This is a genomic window from Staphylococcus sp. GDH8C109P (assembly GCF_017893405.1).
GTDB classification, from domain to species: domain Bacteria; phylum Bacillota; class Bacilli; order Staphylococcales; family Staphylococcaceae; genus Staphylococcus; species Staphylococcus cohnii.
Map to the genome: position 1 here is coordinate 445,429 of NZ_JAESMX010000009.1, position 18,836 is coordinate 464,264.

At 30.8% G+C, this 18,836-nt stretch carries 18 protein-coding genes, 2 pseudogenes and 1 riboswitch; of the genes and pseudogenes, 4 read left to right on the top strand and 16 right to left on the bottom strand.

The window, feature by feature from the left end:
• Positions 1-6 precede the first annotated feature (6 nt).
• The 8 genes and pseudogenes from KA867_RS03980 to folE all read right to left on the bottom strand — a co-directional run bounded on the left by KA867_RS03980 (position 7) and on the right by folE (position 6,941).
• A complete protein-coding gene (locus KA867_RS03980) occupies positions 7-822 on the bottom strand; it encodes a MetQ/NlpA family ABC transporter substrate-binding protein (RefSeq protein ID WP_107385717.1) in 816 nt (271 codons plus the stop codon).
• A 93-nt stretch (positions 823-915) separates the two neighbouring features.
• A riboswitch (SAM riboswitch) is annotated at positions 916-1,025 on the bottom strand.
• 308 nt (positions 1,026-1,333) lie between these two features.
• A pseudogene (locus KA867_RS03985) lies at positions 1,334-2,478 on the bottom strand (globin domain-containing protein).
• A 553-nt stretch (positions 2,479-3,031) separates the two neighbouring features.
• Positions 3,032-3,286 (bottom strand): 4-fold beta flower protein, encoded by a 255-nt coding sequence (locus tag KA867_RS03990; protein ID WP_210137080.1) that lies wholly within the window; start codon positions 3,284-3,286, stop codon positions 3,032-3,034.
• Between the two features lie 122 nt (positions 3,287-3,408).
• Positions 3,409-4,155: an SDR family NAD(P)-dependent oxidoreductase gene (locus tag KA867_RS03995; RefSeq protein WP_210137081.1), complete on the bottom strand. Its 747-nt coding sequence runs from the start codon at positions 4,153-4,155 to the stop codon at positions 3,409-3,411.
• 18 nt (positions 4,156-4,173) lie between these two features.
• Positions 4,174-4,613: pseudogene (locus KA867_RS04000) on the bottom strand (carboxymuconolactone decarboxylase family protein).
• 120 nt (positions 4,614-4,733) lie between these two features.
• Positions 4,734-5,138, bottom strand: coding sequence for a GAF domain-containing protein (locus KA867_RS04005; RefSeq protein ID WP_245355906.1), 405 nt, complete (start codon positions 5,136-5,138; stop codon positions 4,734-4,736).
• Between the two features lie 379 nt (positions 5,139-5,517).
• On the bottom strand, positions 5,518-6,288 hold the full coding sequence (locus KA867_RS04010) for an SDR family oxidoreductase (RefSeq protein WP_119517792.1): 771 nt from the start codon (positions 6,286-6,288) through the stop codon (positions 5,518-5,520).
• 20 nt (positions 6,289-6,308) lie between these two features.
• Positions 6,309-6,941: a GTP cyclohydrolase I FolE gene (folE, locus tag KA867_RS04015; protein ID WP_107383540.1), complete on the bottom strand. Its 633-nt coding sequence runs from the start codon at positions 6,939-6,941 to the stop codon at positions 6,309-6,311.
• Positions 6,942-7,167: 226 nt separating this feature from the next.
• Between folE and KA867_RS04020 the strand changes: the two genes are divergently transcribed.
• Entirely contained in the window at positions 7,168-7,863 is a 696-nt protein-coding gene (locus KA867_RS04020; protein WP_119517791.1) for an aspartate/glutamate racemase family protein, read from the top strand.
• A complete protein-coding gene (locus KA867_RS13505) occupies positions 7,860-7,985 on the top strand; it encodes a hypothetical protein (protein WP_258230511.1) in 126 nt (41 codons plus the stop codon). The genes KA867_RS04020 and KA867_RS13505 overlap by 4 nt, the downstream gene beginning before the upstream one ends.
• A 545-nt stretch (positions 7,986-8,530) precedes the next feature.
• Here KA867_RS13505 and msr(A) read toward each other — a convergent pair.
• The 4 genes from msr(A) to KA867_RS04040 all read right to left on the bottom strand — a co-directional run bounded on the left by msr(A) (position 8,531) and on the right by KA867_RS04040 (position 12,929).
• The gene (gene msr(A), locus KA867_RS04025; protein ID WP_210137082.1) at positions 8,531-9,997 is read right to left on the bottom strand and encodes an ABC-F type ribosomal protection protein Msr(A); all 1,467 of its coding nucleotides are present in this window, start codon (positions 9,995-9,997) and stop codon (positions 8,531-8,533) included.
• Between the two features lie 459 nt (positions 9,998-10,456).
• Positions 10,457-11,008, bottom strand: a complete 552-nt coding sequence (locus KA867_RS04030; protein ID WP_210137083.1) for a hypothetical protein — start codon at positions 11,006-11,008, stop codon at positions 10,457-10,459.
• Positions 11,009-11,021: 13 nt separating this feature from the next.
• Positions 11,022-11,603 carry a TetR/AcrR family transcriptional regulator gene (locus KA867_RS04035; RefSeq protein ID WP_210137084.1) on the bottom strand — a complete coding sequence of 194 codons (582 nt, stop codon included), beginning with the start codon at positions 11,601-11,603 and terminating at the stop codon, positions 11,022-11,024.
• Positions 11,604-12,077: 474 nt separating this feature from the next.
• A complete protein-coding gene (locus tag KA867_RS04040) occupies positions 12,078-12,929 on the bottom strand; it encodes an NAD-dependent epimerase/dehydratase family protein (RefSeq protein WP_210137085.1) in 852 nt (283 codons plus the stop codon).
• Positions 12,930-13,353: 424 nt separating this feature from the next.
• On the opposite strand from KA867_RS04040, the gene panE reads away from it, so the two are divergent.
• A complete protein-coding gene (panE, locus tag KA867_RS04045) occupies positions 13,354-14,271 on the top strand; it encodes a 2-dehydropantoate 2-reductase (RefSeq protein WP_210137086.1) in 918 nt (305 codons plus the stop codon).
• A gap of 40 nt (positions 14,272-14,311) precedes the next feature.
• On the top strand, positions 14,312-15,130 hold the full coding sequence (locus KA867_RS04050) for an acyl-CoA thioesterase (RefSeq protein ID WP_107383533.1): 819 nt from the start codon (positions 14,312-14,314) through the stop codon (positions 15,128-15,130).
• 54 nt (positions 15,131-15,184) lie between these two features.
• On the opposite strand, the gene KA867_RS04055 is transcribed toward KA867_RS04050, so the two are convergent.
• The 4 genes from KA867_RS04055 to KA867_RS04070 are packed head-to-tail and all read right to left on the bottom strand — an operon-like array spanning position 15,185 to position 18,675.
• Positions 15,185-16,543 (bottom strand): PTS ascorbate transporter subunit IIC, encoded by a 1,359-nt coding sequence (locus KA867_RS04055; RefSeq protein WP_210137087.1) that lies wholly within the window; start codon positions 16,541-16,543, stop codon positions 15,185-15,187.
• A 22-nt stretch (positions 16,544-16,565) separates the two neighbouring features.
• The gene (locus KA867_RS04060; RefSeq protein WP_107383531.1) at positions 16,566-16,850 is read right to left on the bottom strand and encodes a PTS sugar transporter subunit IIB; all 285 of its coding nucleotides are present in this window, start codon (positions 16,848-16,850) and stop codon (positions 16,566-16,568) included.
• A 5-nt stretch (positions 16,851-16,855) separates the two neighbouring features.
• Positions 16,856-17,296 (bottom strand): PTS sugar transporter subunit IIA, encoded by a 441-nt coding sequence (locus KA867_RS04065; protein WP_107383530.1) that lies wholly within the window; start codon positions 17,294-17,296, stop codon positions 16,856-16,858.
• A gap of 11 nt (positions 17,297-17,307) precedes the next feature.
• The gene (locus tag KA867_RS04070) at positions 17,308-18,675 is read right to left on the bottom strand and encodes a BglG family transcription antiterminator (RefSeq protein ID WP_348634796.1); all 1,368 of its coding nucleotides are present in this window, start codon (positions 18,673-18,675) and stop codon (positions 17,308-17,310) included.
• Positions 18,676-18,836 lie beyond the last annotated feature (161 nt).

Below are 18,836 nucleotides of genomic sequence, written 5' to 3' on the forward strand. Positions count from 1 at the left end.
ATGTTTTTATTTTTCATAAGGTATAACATCTTCATTATATTCTTTTTTAATAAACTTTTTCATATCTTCAGATTGTAAAACTTTTAGTAATGTTTGATATTTTTTATCATCTTTATGACCTTTTTGAACTGCAACAATATTGGCAAATGGTGATGATTTACCTTCTATTGCAATAGCGTCTTTGTGTGGCGTTAAACCATTATCAATCGCGTAATTAGAATTCATGATTACAGCTGCGCCTTCTTTACTTTTATAGGTTTTAGGTAAAAATTCTGCCCCTTGTTTATTGTTAAACTTGAGATTCTTTTTGTTTTCTACAATATCTTCAAATTTGGCATCTTCAATTTTGACACCTTTTTTAATTTTTATTAACCCTTTATCTACGAAAAATGATAAGAAACGTCCTTCTTCAGCTGGATTATTAGAAACATAAATTGTAGAACCATTCGGGATGTCTTTGATATCTTTATATTTTTTACTGTATACACCCATTGGTGTCGTAAATACTTTCCCTACTTCTTCAATATTATAATTATGGTCTTCTCTTTCAGCCTTTAAATAAGGCACATGTTGAAAGAAGTTTGCGTCCACGTCACCTTTATCTAAGAGTTTATTGGGTACTTTATAATCATTAACAACTTTAATTTCTAAATCATAACCTTTTTTCTTCATTTCCTCTTTCGCATGTTTTAGAACTTCACCATGAGGTGCTGGTGATGTAGCAATTGTAATCTTTTTATTCTCTTTATCTTTGGACGAACCACAAGCTACAAGTATTACAGCAAAACATACTAAAACAGTTAAACTAATGACCTTTTTCATAACATCTCTCCTTAACTTTATCTAAAAATAAAATTCACTCATTATGTAAAAAAATACTTTCTCTTAATAAAATAAAGAGAAAGTATGCACCTTCTCTTATCTTCGAAAGTAATCATTGTTACTTTCTGTGAATTAGCACCATTTCGTTAAACGATGGTTGCTGGGCTTCATCGGGCACGTCCCTTCGCCTCTCTAAATAAGAGTCAATCATATGTATTTGAGTTGTATTAATCCTAGCATTCCACTCATGTTTAGTCAATGAAATTTTAGAAAATTCTAATTTATTAATGATTAATCTAATATTAATAAAATTGTTCCATGTGAAACGAATACATTTACACTAAAAGTAGTGAACATTTAGTAACTCAGCTACTTAAAATAAGTAGAATTTTAAAATTACTAAACATAGTAAAAAAACGTCAATTCCATTAGAAATTGACGTTTTTTGCATACATTTTTTATAATCTTTTCTAATCATCATCAAATATGATTTTCAAAAAATATTATATTTTTATACAGAAAAACTTAATCTTGGAACAAATGTTTCAAAATGAATACGTTCTTCTGGAATTTCAAGTGCTTGTAAATTTAACATCATTGAATTTAAGAATGAACTTCCACCACAAATATAAATTTCTGTTTCATCATCAAGATATGCCTCTAAATCTTTTTTTCTATATAACCATCCTCATCACGTAAATGAGCATGAAATATACTTTTCTCTGATTTTGCGTTAATTGATTTAATTGTATCTTCAAAAGCAATATTATCACTATCTGAAGTTACCTGAATAAATGTAGCAGATAAATTAGCTTCAACAGCTTCTCTATACATTGAAACAAGTGGTGTTACACCTACGCCAGAACCTAAGAATAATTGTTTTTTATCTTTATTTACTAAACCAAAACCACCTACTGGTGCAGATAACTCTAATGTATCTCCAATTTTAACTTCGTCATGTAAAATCGTTGAAACTTCACCTTCATGTTCTTCTGTAAAATCTTTTCTTACACCAAATGTTAAATAATCACGATTTCCATCTACAATGGAATAATGTCTTTTAGCCTGATAAGGTAATTTCTTATTTGAAATATTTACAGTAATATACTGACCTGGTGTGAATTGACTTAAATCAATATCCTCTGATTGAATCGTAAATGATTTAATGATTTCTGTTTCTTTTTGAATATCAGTGACTTCAAACGGTTTAAATCCTTCCCAAGCCATTTGGCTATAAACTTCTTTTTCTAAGCCAATAAATGCGTCTGCGATTGCTTGATAAGCTTTAATCCATGTTTGAATAATTTCACTATCATCAGTCAATCCAGTTACTTCTTGAATCGCCCAAATTAAATTTTCACCTACAATCGGATAATGCTCAGGTTGAACTTGTAACGCACAATGTTTGTAGACCACTGGCATGATAACCGGAACAATTGGAGATAAATCATCAATATTATCAGCTGCAGCTAAGACAGCCATAGCTAGTGCTGAAGATTATAAACCTTTTTTCTGGTTCGTTTGGTTAAATACATTTTTCAATTCTGGATGCTCTTCAAATAACCTTTTATAAAAAATAGAAGTAATATTTTGTCCCTCGTCTTTTAGAAGTGGCACTGTTTCTTTAATTATTTTGATTTCTTCATTCGTTAACATAAAATCTCTCCTTAATAGTAATTTAAGATAGTTTAAGACAAAATAATTATATTAAATCACCTTATTCAAATAAATTACTAACATATTTATTATCATTTTAAGATATTAATGAAGCCTATCTTTAGCTTACTATTTATATCATTTTTGTAAAATCAAGTGTTTGGAAAAGAATGTTATGACTATAAAATTAGAGCGTATTTGCGGTTCTAGTATTTGTATATTAACAGATAGCATTGGGCCTAATGGTATTTCTAAAGAAGAAACTAATTTAGATTGTTGGATATATGATATTGCCCTTCAATAAAATTATGATAAAAAAGCTCTAAAAAATACTTTAAAAATAAAAAATAGCACAAAATAACAGTACTATGACCTAGTTATTTTGTGCTAAAAATGAATAACATATGCAAGCAGTTGTTTTAAAAGGATGACTTAAAACAGTCATTTTTCAAACACCTTGTAATAAAAAATCTATGCCACTTAAGTGTGACCAAGCTAAGTGATAGATATTTTTAATTTTAACTTGTTTTCTATTCTTTTTAATTGGCATATCTTATTTTATATTTTTTCTAGGAGCCTTGTTTTTAATAGGTTTTATTGGGCCACCAGATGCTTTCGAGCTAAACATTACACATTTACCCTTTAAATCTCTTATCCATCCATTTTCAAACCAACCTAAATGACTCCCATTAAAACCATATACTTTATTACATTGAAAATAAACGACTGCTCTACCATTAAAAAGATAAATATGGATATTATCTTCGGTATAGGCTGTAGCATCACCATTTTTGTCGTAAAAGTTCATTTTAAACCTTCTTTAATGCTTATTTTTATAGTTAAAAATATATTTTACAATTGAAAAATTCATTACAGTTAAAGCTATAATAATACTGTGAGTATTTGAAAGTTAAATTTAAAAACATTTTTTTATTTTAAGTGTAATCCACCACTCACGGGGAAGTAATGTCCTGTGTAAAAACTATCATCGTCATTCACAAAAAAGTTAACTGCACGAACAACATCTTCTGGTTTAGCTATTCTTTTAGCGGGTGTTATTTCGGCGATACTTTTAATAATCTTGGTTTGTGATTTAGTTCGGTCTGTTTCTATCATACCTGGACCAACAACATTCGAAGTGATACCATATTCACTCATTTCAAGTGCTACATATTTTGAAAAAGTACTTATTGCGGCTCTAGAACTACCATGATGAGCTACATTATTTGACGGTTTTTCACTAGATAATGATCCTATATAAATAATGCGACCATAATGATTTTGTTTCATAGTGCCTAAAACAGCTTTTGTCATATTAAAGGCTGCGCCCATATCTTCATTTAAATTTTTAGACATGTCTTCCCAAGTCATGTCTTCAATTGACATTGGTCTAAATAATGGACCAGCATTGTTTACCAAAATATCAACAGTACCGAATGATTTTAATGCTTCATTAACTACTCTCTGCGAGCCATCAATGGTTGTGACGTCAGCTTGCACAATAATGGCGTTGGAACCTAAATCTTTAATTTTTTCTTGGACACCTTCAACACTTTTTTCATCATTTAAGTAATTCAATACAATATTGACACCTTTTTCTGCTAAATTTATAGCAATAGCAGCACCTAGACCTCTACCGGATCCTGTAACAATCGCAACTTGATTATTTATAGACATATTTTGTACTCCTTTGATTTAAATATTGTATTCATTTCCCATAGATATAGATATTCTATTCCATGTATTAATTTGTGCAATTGTAAATATTAAATGGGCATATTCCTCTTCGTTATAATTTTCACGAACGCGATTATAGAGCGCATCCGGAACTTTATGATTAGAAATTAACGTAACATGTTCAGCTAATTCTAGTGCCAATTTTTCAGCGTCGCTGTATATATTAGTATCTTCCCAAGCATTTAATAAATAAATTTTCTTTTCGTCTATACCTCGTTTTCTAGCATCTGTAGTGTGCATGTTTAAACAAAATGCACAACCATTCAATTGAGAAACTCTTATTTTTATTAATTCTTGCAATTTGTTGTCGATTGTATTTTTTTCAATAATTTTTCCATTTCATACATTAATTCAATATTATCTGAGGCAATTTCTTCATAATTCATTCGTAAACTCATCTTATACACTCCTTATTTTTTAATGTAATTGATAGATACGTCTGTCATGATACTTAAATCTGTTTCTGTTAATTTTTGCTCTATAAGCTCTACTATATTTTGTAAATTTGATTCATCATTTTAATTAAAACGATGAATCGTTGGTGCATCTATATCTAACACGCCAATTATCGTATTATCTACAAATATAGGTAATACAATTTCTGATTTACTGTTTGAATCACAAAATATATGATTTGGATATTCGTAAACGTCTTCTACATTTATTAAATTACGCTGTGTTACAGCATCTCCGCATACACCAGATTCCAATTTTAAATGTGAACAAGCTGGTTGTCCTTGAAAAGGACCTAATAATAATTCTTCATTTTTTATAAAATAAAAGCCTAGCCAATTTACATTTGGTAAATTTGAATAAAGTAAAGATGAGATATTTGAAAAAATGGTAATAGGTTCTACTTCATCTTCTATTAAAGCTACTAATTGCTTAGCTAAACTGCCATAGTTTGTGGATTTATTAGTCATTATGATTACTCCTAATTTTATTCTTTATTTTTTATAAGATAATCTTGTACTTCTTTTTTATTCTTATAACCATTAGTGAAAAATACAGCCTGTGGTTTATCTAATTGATCATAATATGTGATTGAAAATATTGGTATTTAAGACAATTTCTATATGATTATCAGCAAAAAATTCTCTTTTTCTAATAAAAGTATAGAAGTATTTTCATTATCTTGCATACACGCTTTCATCAAAAGGGGGGGCATATGTCAATCGTTCCTCACTTTGAACAATTTTAATGCCACCTTGATACCCTTTTTACTTAATTTCTTTACTGCAAATATACTTACTATAGACCCACCTACAATTACAACATTATCATCCATATTAAAGTACTTCTTTATAAATTATATTTGTTGATAACATCATGATTACCTGTCACAGAGATTGTTGCACCAGTTATATAACTTGATTTTTCTTCACAAAGAAAATTAATGACACGAGAAATATCTTCACCATATTCTTTTCTTTGAATCTCAAAATGAGATAATTCATTTCTTTTATACTCAGCTATATTTTTTTCCTTATCATCACCTAAAATATCACCTGGACAAACTGTATTAAATGTTATTCCAAAACGCGCTTCTTCTTTTGATAAAGTTTGTGTTAATGATATGACACCTGTTTTTGCAGCGGCATATGCGCCTCGATATATCCAACCTGGTATATTTTGGCTTTGATCAAAACCAAATGTTATAACTCTCCCCCATTTATTCTTCCTCATAATAGGAATAACTTCTTTAACTAAAATGAAAAAACTTTTTAAATTACCGTCAACCATAGCATTCCATTCTTCATAAGTAGTATCGACAATGGTTTTCTTCCCCTTAATAAATGGTCCTGCATTATGAATTAAAATATCTAAGCGCCCCATAGTAGACATAATTGTTTGAATCATATTTTTTACATCATTTATTTTTGATACGTCTGCTTGGATTGCTATAACATTCACACCAAATTTATGCTTGATTTCATCAACTAATTTTTGTGCTTCTTCCTTACTTTTTCGATAATTAATAACTATATCAATTTCATTAGCAGCTAAATCAAGCGCTGTTTTCTTACCCAAACCTTTTGCACTACCAGTAATTAAGGCTACTCTTCTACACATAATTACACACCTTATTCTAATTATTTATTGATTAAAGTTAAAAATTCATTTCTTGTATTATAATTTTTATGAAATAACCCATGTACAGCTGAAGTGATTGTAGAAGATTGTTCTTTCTTGATACCTCGGCTACACATACACATATGTTTAGCTTCAATCACTACCATGACACCTCTAGGTTCTAACACCTCATTGATTGCTTGTGCAATTTGAGTTGTTAATCTTTCTTGTACTTGAAATCTTCTCGCATATCCTTCGACTACTCTAGCAATTTTTGATAATCCAGTTACCTTTTCATTAGGTATATAACCAACATGAACAACACCATAAAATGGAGCAAAGTGATGTTCACACATTGAATAGAATTCTATATCCTTGACCAAAACCATGTCGTCTTGTTTAACATCAAACGTTTTTGCTAAATGCGTTTTAGGATCTTCATTATACCCTTCTGTATATTCTAAAAAAGCTTTAATAAAACGATAAGGGGTATCGATGAGACCATCTCTATCAGGATCATCTCCACATAATTCTATGATGTTTCTCACACTTTCCATTGCAAGATTCATCTGTCTTTTTTTCTCTTCAACATTATTGACAAAATTACTTGAGATAAGATCATTTACTTTTTCTTCCAAATCTATATCTTCCATATCTACACCACTTTTTAATTATTATTTATGATCACAAATTGCTTGCTTAAGCTTGCCTTTATTATTTATCTAAATAATAGCAAAAACAAACGTTCTGCTTAATAAAATATAGATTTTCAAATAATTGATTAACATTGAAATTAAATTATTCGGGTAATAATTTAATAACTGATTAATATATAACATCGTTTAAATTTATTTTTTGACGGTTATTGGAGGAATTAAGATGAAAAATGTAGGCATTATTGGGGGCCTCGGACCTGAATCAACAGTGGACTATTACCAATCTTTCATTCATAAGTACCAAGACAGAAAAAACAGTAAAAAAACACTTCCTGAGTTATTTATTAATAGCATTAATATGTATAATATTTTTGAATATATTAATAACAATCAATTTGAAGAATTAGCAAACTATGTAGGAAATGCAGCAAAAAAATTAGAAGATATTGGTGCAGATTTTATAATTATAGCTGCAAACACGCCACATATAGTATTTAATGAAATTGAAAAAATGGTAAATGTACCAATGATCAGTATCGTAGATGCAACATATGAATGCGCAGATGAAGAAAACTTACAATCATTAGGTCTTTTAGGAACTAAATTTACAATGGAACATGATTTTTTCAAAAAACAATTCACCAAAAATAATAAGCATGTTGTCGTACCTAATGAGAATGAACAACAACTAATACACCAAAAAATTGTTGATGAATTGGAAAATGGTATTGTAAATCAAGAAACTAAAGAAGACTTTCTAAAAATCATCAGTCGAATGACAAAAGAAGACAATATTGATGGTTTAATTTTAGGATGTACAGAATTACAAATGCTTTTTGATAAAAATGATTTTAATATTCCAATTTTAGAAACAATGGATATTCATGTAAATAAAATGGTTGAGGAGGTTTTTAAATGAGAGAATTAATTGGTCAATGTGAAAATTGCCATAAAGATGTTTTTTGTTTAAATGGTTTTTTAAATGGCGTGCATAAAAATAATCATTTGTATTGTTTTGAATGTATTGATACTGTCAAATAATTATTTAATTAAACACTTTTTCAAATACTTGTGATGTCAATAAAACATGATTAAATATGATTAATAACAAAGTATATTCATCGCATCAATTTGATAAATTAAAACGTAAAATGGCTAATTTCTCCAGAATTCTTAAAAGTATTGCACCTAACGATTCATAGCGTTAATATTTTAGCCTACTATCAATAATAAGTTGAAATCTCGATAATTAAGAAATAGTATTAAATCTTTACAACCAGCCTAATATTAGACTTTAAAATTATTAAGCGACTTCTGAATAATAAGAAGTCGCTTTTAACATGTCGCATGATAACCTTATGAATTTTTATAGAACCGTAATTTCTATTGTAATAATAACGTTCACTTTACTGTTATGCATTTTTCAGTTAGTTGAGTTACTGATTTTATATTCACTGCTGTTAAGACAAAATCAACTTCTTGTTCAACTTGACTTATTACTCAAATATGACCTCTAGGTGGTGCTCAAATAATTTTCATAAAATCCCAGAAACTAAATCTATATCATTTTTCTTTGACATTAGTTTTTAAGTTATATCATAAATAAATTGTTTTGTTAGCTCCCATTTTTTATCTGCCACATGTTCAACAAATCTTGTATCATGTGAGGTAAATAAGATAATTCCTGGGTATTTATTCATAAACACTTCTAATGCTTCTAAAGTTTTAATGTCTAAAAAATTAGTTGGTTCATCTAAAATTAACATATTCGCTTTCGTTGAAAATAATACTGCTAACGATAATTTCGTTCTTTCCCCACCACTCAAAACATTACAAGAACGCTCAAGTGCTTCATTTAAACCCAAGTTATTTAAAATAGCCCTACTGAATGATTCTGATGAATCCGTTTCATCCATTAAATATTGCAACAATGAAACGTCACGCATGTCTTCATAAGCAAGTTGACGATAGTATGCCATTTGCACTTTAGGAGAACAATCGATCCCCTCTATTTGGTGGTAAATAGCTTCAAGCAAAGTTGTCTTACCTACACCATTTGCACCTACGAGTGCTATATTTTTGCCATATGGTATTTGGAAACGTACTTGTGTTAGCAGTTTTTGACTTCCTTTAATCAATGTTAGATTTTGTGCAATGATTGGATAATTATTATAGATATCATAAATTTTTTTTTGTGGAAAATTGAATTCATGATAACTTTGTGGTTTTTCAACTTCTTCCAAATGTTCCATTCTTTTTTCAATATGCTTAGCTTGTTTTTGAGCAGCCTTCTCAACCGTGCCTTTTTGTTTTGATGCACTTAAACGATCTGGTGCTATACTTTTATTTTTTTGTTTTGATGATGCTTGTCCCATTTGTTGCGCTTGATTTCGTTTAGCTTTACTGGCTTGGGACAATCTTTGTTTTTCACTTATATACTGTTCATATTGACGTTGGTGTTCTAACTGTTCTTGTTCATATTGATTTTGATACTGTGTGTAATTACCTTTAAACACTCTTATTGTGCCATCTTCTTGTATATCCCAAATTGTGTCAGCAATTTGGTCTATAAGTGCTCTATCATGACTTACTATAATTAAAGTACCATAATAATATTTTAAAATATTATTCAGATAATCTTTACCAATTTTATCCAAGTGATTTGTAGGTTCATCTAAAAGTAATATCGGACTATAATTTGATATGACATTAGCCAATTTATATTTTGCTTTTTCACCACCACTCATACTGTCGGTTGTATGCATAGGGATATGGAGTTCACTCATTAAACTACCGTCTAATGTGTTAAAATCATTTTCCATATCCATGTTAAGCTGTTCAAAATATTGAATTTCGCCATCCGTTTCAACCGTTCCAGATTCTGGTTTTGTTTTTTGAGCAATCATATTTAGTAATGTGGTTTTGCCAGTACCATTACCTCCAATAAGTGCTATTTTTTCAAATTGATAAGCATAAAGATTTTCAATATTAAGGGATCGAAAATCTGTCAGCTTATGTTTAATTTGGTTAAATTTAATTGTGTATTTTTCCATTTTTATACACTCCTTGTATATTTAAAGGACGTGTACGCAAAAAAATGAGACAGGCTACTCCCGTCTCATTCACATCACACTTTCAAATATCTAAAGTTTATTACTGAAGTTTTAGTATTTAAAAGTGCTTATTATTCCTATCAAAGGATAAAAAATGACATACGTCACCCTATGAGTGTGTATTGCGGACAAGCCTTTTTGAATTAATTTAATTTTGTATTCAAAAAGGGTTATCTCAGTCTCATAGAAGCAGTCATTTTAATCCTCCTCGCTTAATAAAGTACTATCAATATAACATTTCATTACTCTTTTTACAATATCTAACTAAGAATAAGGCTCATGAACAATCATCAATACGATTAAACATACTGTCCAGTCGATTACAGAAACTGGCATGCTATTAAGGTGATAAATATTATATATTATAAGGACATTGCTGTGATGCCATTTTCTCTTTTCTTATTCATTATGATTTTTTTCTTTTCTAGGCGGCCACACAAAATATGAAATACTAATAATTAAGTCTATAATAATGACAATTGTCCAAATATGAATAACACCATCCATGGCTTCTGTACGACTTTTATCATTAATTAAATAAACAAGTAAATGTAAAATTCCTATACCTATAATATAAGAAAGTAAATGTTTCAACCAACTTTTAAAATATTTTTTAGAATATGCTAAACCATCGAGTTTATAAGGTTTGGGACCTTGTTTCATTACATAATATCTAAATCTATCATCAGCCCAATTTATCATACTCTTCCCAAATACAAGAGATACTGAAATATAAACTGCAGCTATAGCAAGCGGCATTTCAGCTGTTGCACCATTCATGAGATCTACTACTGTTGTTATAAGCAATATTAAATCTATAACAGGTGTAAGTGCTAGGAAGAAAAAACCTAGTTTTTGTTGTTTTAAGATATATCTTGTTACCAAACCAAGTAATATTACAACCCAAAAGGCAATTTCACAAAAAATTATAAGCCACACGATAAAATTCATGGGCTGTCCTCCTTCATTGCGTTAATCTAACTATTTCTTCATCTACAATTGTTTGAATATCATCGTTTGAAATTCCATTTGGGTTAAGTAATTTATGCAAAGCCAAACCGTCAATTAATGCGTGTAATTTCATAGAATTAAGATGAATATTCAAATTATCCTTCAACAAATGCTCGTTTTTTAATAATGTCAAAACACTATTACATAATTGATCTATCCCATCATCAAGTGTACTTTGGCCATATTCATGTATGTCATATCGAAATGCCATCCATACTTCCATATCAGCTAATCTCTCTTGATCTAATGGTAATACCGATAATAAACTTGCTTTTGCTTTGTCTATTGTATTAAGGTTTTCGGACGTAAATATTATTTCAATTCTCCTCCTTATTTTTAGTTCCACTTTAGACATTACAGCGTTTAATAACTCTGAATGATTTGGAAAATAATATCTAATCTGTCCTGGTGTCATTTCAGCTAATTTCGCAATTTGTCTTACAGTAGATCCCTTAACCCCATTTTCTACAATTGAATCGAAAGCGTATTGAATGATTTGTTCTTTCTTCTTTTCATGATTTATTATTTTTGGCATGTTCTCAGTCTAACATATTTTAATACAAGTGTGTTAAATAAAATTTGCACCATCAAAACAGACAAATGTCACTTTATTTGCTTAATGAGGAGTCCCATCACTATAAAGAAATAGGGCTTATTGTATAATTTTATCTACAACTTGTGATACCTAAAGTTCTTTACCATACATATCAAAATAATTGGTATCTTCCACAATAATTAAATCTTTTGAATCTAATGCGCATTTATAGGCGTTTTCGTTTTATTTATCAGATTTTATAGATAATAAATAACATTATTGTTTTGATTTTAATGAAACCTTTTAGCTCCCCTAATAGACACCTTAATCCTATGTTTTATTCAATGTTGTGTAATTAATTAAGAAATAGAAAAAGCCTTAACCATATCAGTGTTAAGGCTTTTTACAATAAAAAACATACATTAATAGTAACTCATACCAATGTTTATGCCACTTTCTAAAAAATATCTAAATCTAGTTTATTGGATTCATTCCATCTTTCCATGTTTTATATATTAATTTCCCACCTTGCATTTTAAACTTTTCATTGCTTACACCACGTTCAAAAGGTGCTGCAGGTTCTATACTAATATTAGGTGTTACGTTTAATAAGTTAGCATACCAGTCAGCCCAAACATTGCCTTTTACAGGATCATCATCTGCTACATTATAAATACCCGAATCAAAGTTTAAGGCCTGTATCGCGGTTTCAATCGCATCATCTATATGAATAAATGATTGAATCCCTTCTGTGATTGAAACTTCATTATTCATAAATTGCTTATAAATCATGCCATCTTTGCCATACCAAGTACCTGGCCCATATAATAATCCATAACGTAAAATGACGTAATTTTTTATTCGAGCGGTTTCTTTTTCTAATCCTTCAACGCCGTCTACTGTGATTTTACGATCACCTATAGACTCGTAATCTAAAGGTGTATCCTCAGTTGCTAACCCATGACCACTTTCATATGCGAAGGCAATGCTTTGTGATTGGATATGTTCAACACCATGCAGAATTGCTGCATCAACAAGATTTTTTTTACCTTCTATTCTAACTTTTGTGTTGGCTGACATATCAACTTGTTTTAAATCAGTAATTTCATTCATAATAATGTCTGGTTTGAAATCACCAATACTATTTTCTATCGTTTCATATTCTAAAACATTACCAATATATGCTTTAATACCTGCATTAACTAGTTTTTCTTCACCCTTTTTAGACGTTGTTAATCCAGCTACTTCATAACCTTCTTCTAATAATCGTTTGGTCAATTTCGTACCAATAAGCCCTGTAGCACCAGTTACAAATACTTTTGTCAACATAATCCACCTTTGTTAATCACAATTTATAGTTATTTTTATGTTTCTTGACTGCATTTTATATACCTTTCAAGGTGACGATACACGTGACCTTGAAAAGATTATGAAACATCTAAAAGTCATGTTCATTATAAATATCAAATTGATGATATGTGCATTGTTCTATATTTCAAAAATTTGGTATATAACAATCATCACTTTCACTCAATGATTCATTTATTAAATATACCCACAGAACGTTTAATAATAAACAATGAACTACGTTGAATATCGCTTATTTTGCAACTAACCAGACAATCCATTAAATGATCATCAAAAATTTAATGCCCTTAATTTTTCCATTCATTTCCGATGCGTAACTTTGAACTTTTAGTGGTATATAAATAGCAATATGAATCATTACATAGATTAAGGAGTGTTTAAGATGCGTATTTTAGTCTTAGGAGCAGGTGGAATTGGAGGCTACTTTGGTGGTCGTTTAGCAGAGAACCATAAAAATGTTACTTTTTTAGTAAGGCCGAAAAGAAAATCTTATTTGGAAAGGAATGGCTTAGTCATCCATAGCCACAATGGTGATTATAGTTTCACCCCACAATTGATTACTAGAGAAAATAATGCTGAACCATTTGATGTGATTTTACTATCTTCAAAATCATATCATCTTGACCAAGCAATTGATGACTTGAAACCATTTGTTGGGGATCATACAGTGATTATTCCGCTGTTAAACGGTGTTGCACATATTCCAAAATTACAAACTATTTTTGGTGAAAATAAAATTATGGGTGGTTATTGCATCATTGAAACTTCATTAAATGCCACTGGTGAAGTCGTACAAACAAGTGATTTTGATAAACTTTTCTTTGGAGAATTAGATGGCACAAATAGTGAAAGAGCTAAATTGATAGAGGATACTTTCGCTAATACAAAATCTGAATTTATTTTAACTTCAGATATCGAGCGTGGTATGTGGCAAAAATATCTAATGATTACAGTATTATCAAGTGTAACTACAATGATGCATGCGCCAATCGGACCAATACGTGATAGTGAAGGTGGCACTGATTTTATCAAATCATTATATGAAGAAGTTTCGTCCATTATGAGAAGCCACCAAGTCCCGATTGATAAAACAATCGTCGATAAATATATGAAAGGACTTTCTAAGCTATCTTACCATTTCAAAACATCCATGCAGCGTGATATGGAAAAAGGTTTAAATATTGAAGCCGATCACTTACAAGGCTATTTGCTGAATTTAGCCGAAGAACATCAATTAGATGCACCACTGCTTTATGCTTCATATCAAAATCATAAAGTTTACAAAGAAATGCTTCAATAAAATCTTAAACGTAAGCTAAAAATTATATGGAGGCATACAAATGACATTAAATACGTACGCACATCCTTTTGATATCGCAACAAACTTAAAACCACAAGAAACTGGCGTTTATCATGGACATACTTCTTCTGATTATGCCAATATGGTTGGCCCTTTTGGTGGTGTGATTGCATCAACATTATTACGAGCAGTTATAGAACATTCCGATTGTCTTGGTAACCCAGTTTCATTTACTGTTAATTACGCAGCACCTGTCAAAGATGGATCATTTACCATAAATGCAAATCCAGTAAGAACCAATCGCTCTACACAACATTGGTATGTCGAACTGCGCCAACATCATAATATAGTCATTACAGCGACTGCAGTTACCGCAAAGAAAAGAGATACATGGTCTTCAACCGAATTAAACATGCCAGAAGTACCAAATGCAGAAAATGTAGACAGTTTATCATTAACAGAAGTTCCACCCTGGGTGAATCATTATGATATTAAAATAATAAAAGGTGTACCTAGAGCTTACACTAAGTCAAATCATGCAGATTCAGTTACATTACAATGGATGAAAGACAAACCAAATAGACCGTTAGATTATTTATCTCTTGCCTCAATGTGTGATGCTTTTTTTCCAAGAATATATGTCCGTCGTGAAAAAGTTGTACCAATAGGTACAGTCTCTCTTACTGTGTACTTTCATTCGGACACGGTAGCATTAGCACAGCACAGCAATAATCACGTATTAGGACATACGCGAGCACATAATTTTAATGATGGTTTTTATGACCAAACTGGCGAAATTTGGAGTTCTGATGGAGAATTATTAGCTACGACAACTCAACTTGTTTATTATAAAGAATAAGACAATACAAAAAACCTAGGCCTATGATTTTGCATAGCCTAGGTTTTTTTATGATTACTGTTCTTTCATCGCTTTTTGATTCGAACGTTTTTGTAGTAAAATTGACACCACACCGACAACAACAATTAAACCAACAATACCAATGATGCCCATATATTTCGCTACATTACCAAGCACGACACCCACTACTAAGAAATCTGTGTCTGAGAATGTAGTAGCAGCACCGCCTAATTCACCTAAGAATGGCAAGAATAATAATGGTAAGAACGTGATTAATAATCCATTTAATGCAGATCCAGCAATCGCACCTCTAATACCTCCGCGTGCGTTACCAAAGACGCCTGCTGTAGCACCTAAGAAGAAGTGTGCCACCACACCTGGAAGTATCACGACACCACCAAATAAGAATAAGATGAACATCCCAATCACACCTACAATAAAGCTGACAAAGAAGCCAATTAACACAGCATTTTGTGCATAAGGGAAGACTATCGGACAGTCTAATGCAGGTTTCGTATTTGGAACTAACTTTTCAGATATACCTTTAAATGCAGGTACTATTTCTGCAAGAATTAAGCGAACACCCGTTAAGATAATGAACACACCAGCTGCAAACGTAACACCCTGAATAAGTGAAAAAACAATAAAGTTTTGTCCATCGCTGATTTCTGAGTGCACGAAAGTAGGTGTAGCAAACAATGATGCTACAAAGTAAAGCAATGTCATTGTTAAAGAAATACTAATCGTACTTTCTCTTAAAAAGCTTAACCCCTTAGGAAAATTGATATCTTCAGTCGACTTTGATTTACTTTTAAATAATTTACCTATTTCTCCAGCAGCCCAATAACTCAATGTACCAAAATGACCCAAAGCGACTTGGTCATTTCCAGTTATTTTTTTCATTGTAGGCTGTGCTAGTGCAGGTAGTATTGCCATAATTAAACCTAAAATAATTGCTCCAATAATCACCGTTAATGTACCTGTCACATGACCAACTGACAATAATATTTCTAAAAATGCGGCCATATAAAATGTATGGTGACCAGTTAAGAAAATATATTTCAAGTTAGTAATGCGTGCAATAATGATATTCACAATCATCCCAAACACCATGATTAATGCTGCAGTCGTACCATATTGCTCCAAAGCGATTGATATAATCGCTTCATTATTAGGCACAACACCCTGTACACCAAAAGCATGTTGGAAAATCTTGCCAAATGGTTCTAATGATTGCGTTACTACATTAGCACCCGCACTTAAAACTAAAAATCCTAGAATCGTCTTTATGCTACCTGATGTGATATCAGTTGCCGACTTTTTCTGGACAATTAATCCAATAAATGCAATTAAGGCAACTAATATCGCAGGTTGACTTAAAATATCGACGATAAAATCAAGAATTGACTTCATAATCTTACCTCCTTATTAATGATTAAAGTATATTTAAATCTTTTAATTTTTCATCTAGTTTTTGCTGTAATTCTTCTTTATCTAATATATTATCTAATACAATGACATCACCTAATTTTTGGGTATTTTCTTCTAAATCTCTCCCACAAATAAATAAGTCTGCCATATCGGGACTCGCGCTCATAACATCACTATGTTCAACTTTTATATCTGATGGTGCATTTAAATTTTTAAGTGCTTCTTGTGCATTCATTTCAACCATAAAACTACTTCCTAATCCGTGCCCACATACTACTAAAATTTTCATTGTCATCATTCTCCTTTAAATATATTTATAATTTCACTTGATGTTTGTGCATTTAATAAATTTTTTACTGTCTGTTGATTGCCTAATGTCGTAGCTAAACTTCTCAATACTTCTAAGTGTCCTTCATTGTCAATAGCACTTAATACAAAAACCAATGAAGCATAGTGACCCTCTTCTGAAAAGTTAATATGTTGATTTAGCTTTAACAAACTCAAACCTATCTTTTTCACATTATTATTCGGCCGAGCATGTGCAATTGCTATTTCTGGTGCAATCACTATATAAGGACCTAATTTTTCTACACTACGAATCATGTCATCAATATAATCTTGTTGAAAATAACCTTGTTCCTGTAAAGGACTTGCAGCTATATTAATTGCCTCACGCCAACTTTCAACTTGTTCAAGTACTTGCACTTTGTCTGATGATATAATTTCTAAAGTCATTTTTTCCCTCCTTAATGTTGACTCACTTCATTTATACAATGCATAATTGCTTCAATATTTCCTGAAAGTAATATTTTTCTAGTTTTGTCATCCATAATCAGCTCACTAAGTTGTCTCAGGGCATTTAAATGAATTTGTGGTTGAGCGGTTGCTAATGTAATAATAATATAAACAGGATCATATTGTTCATGACCAAAATAAATACCTTTTTGATAGTGAGTAATACTAAAACATACTGTCCCTTTAACGTGAGTTGGTTTCGCATGAATTAAAGCAATATGTGGACTTATAACCATATAAGGTCCAAATGCATCTAATTGTTCAATAATTTCATCGGCATAAATACAATCAACAATTTGAGCATCAACCAAAGTTTCAATACTTTGCTTAATGGCATCATTTCTATAAAGTGAAGGTTGTTGTGTTAAAATTCTATTTTCTGGTAAGACTTCTTTCAAAGTAGGCCCTAAACCTTTGATATCATGCACATATTGTTCTCTTGAATTATTGATGATTGTGTTAATTTGTTGTCGATCATTTTTATCTAAAAATGGCGAAACATTAAGTATAGGTATCGACGCATGTTCAAACGGTACTGTTGATATGATATAGTCAACGCCTTCATGTTTTAATAATGTTTCGTCAATTTCGTAGATTGAATAAGCATCTACAATTTCAAGTTCAGGATAAATATGGCGCATTCTACTTCTCAATAATTGTGAAGTACCAATACCAGAACCGCAAAGTAGCACTACTTTTATAGCATTTGTAGTAATTGCAGAAATACGTTCAATCGCTGAAGCAAAGTGTAACGTAATGTATGCAAGCTCATCTTTGTTAAAGCAAATATGATAATTCTCTTCAACGCCCCAAATATGATTGCGTAATCTTTCTACGATGTGATGATATTGTTGTAAGATTTCTTCTGCTAGAGGATTGTTATGCGTCATATCAAATTTTAATCGGTGAATAGCTGGTCTCAGATGAACAATTAAACCATTTAATAATTTAGTATCGTTAATTAAATCTATACCTAAGTCACCACTCATACGTTCTATCAATTGTTCGGTTAGAATTTCTAAGTCATCGATTGTTTCGTGCTTTTGATTCATCTCTGAAGTTTTAGCACCTAACAAATGTAAGGTAATAAAACCTGCTTCACTTTTAGGGAATTGTATATCTAGCTTTTCTTCCAAAGATGCTTTTATGAGTAATGCCACACGAAAATGGTCCGTTTCTGCCAATTTGTTATATTCCATTTCAGGTATTTCAAAAACAAATTTTTCTTTAGTTCGATGTATTGCAATTAAAATATGATAAATTAATCCATCAATCGCACTTTGTACTAACTGATAATCCGCTTCAAATAATACCGACACTACCGTCAATCGAATCGTTTCTAAAGCTTTGTTCGAAAATAGCTTGTGCCCTATTTGATGTGTATGATTTTGAAAATATTCATGGACACGTGTCGCATATGCTTTGCGGTAATTTGTTTCCTCACCTTGTATGATAAATCCTTTATTTTTAATATATTCTA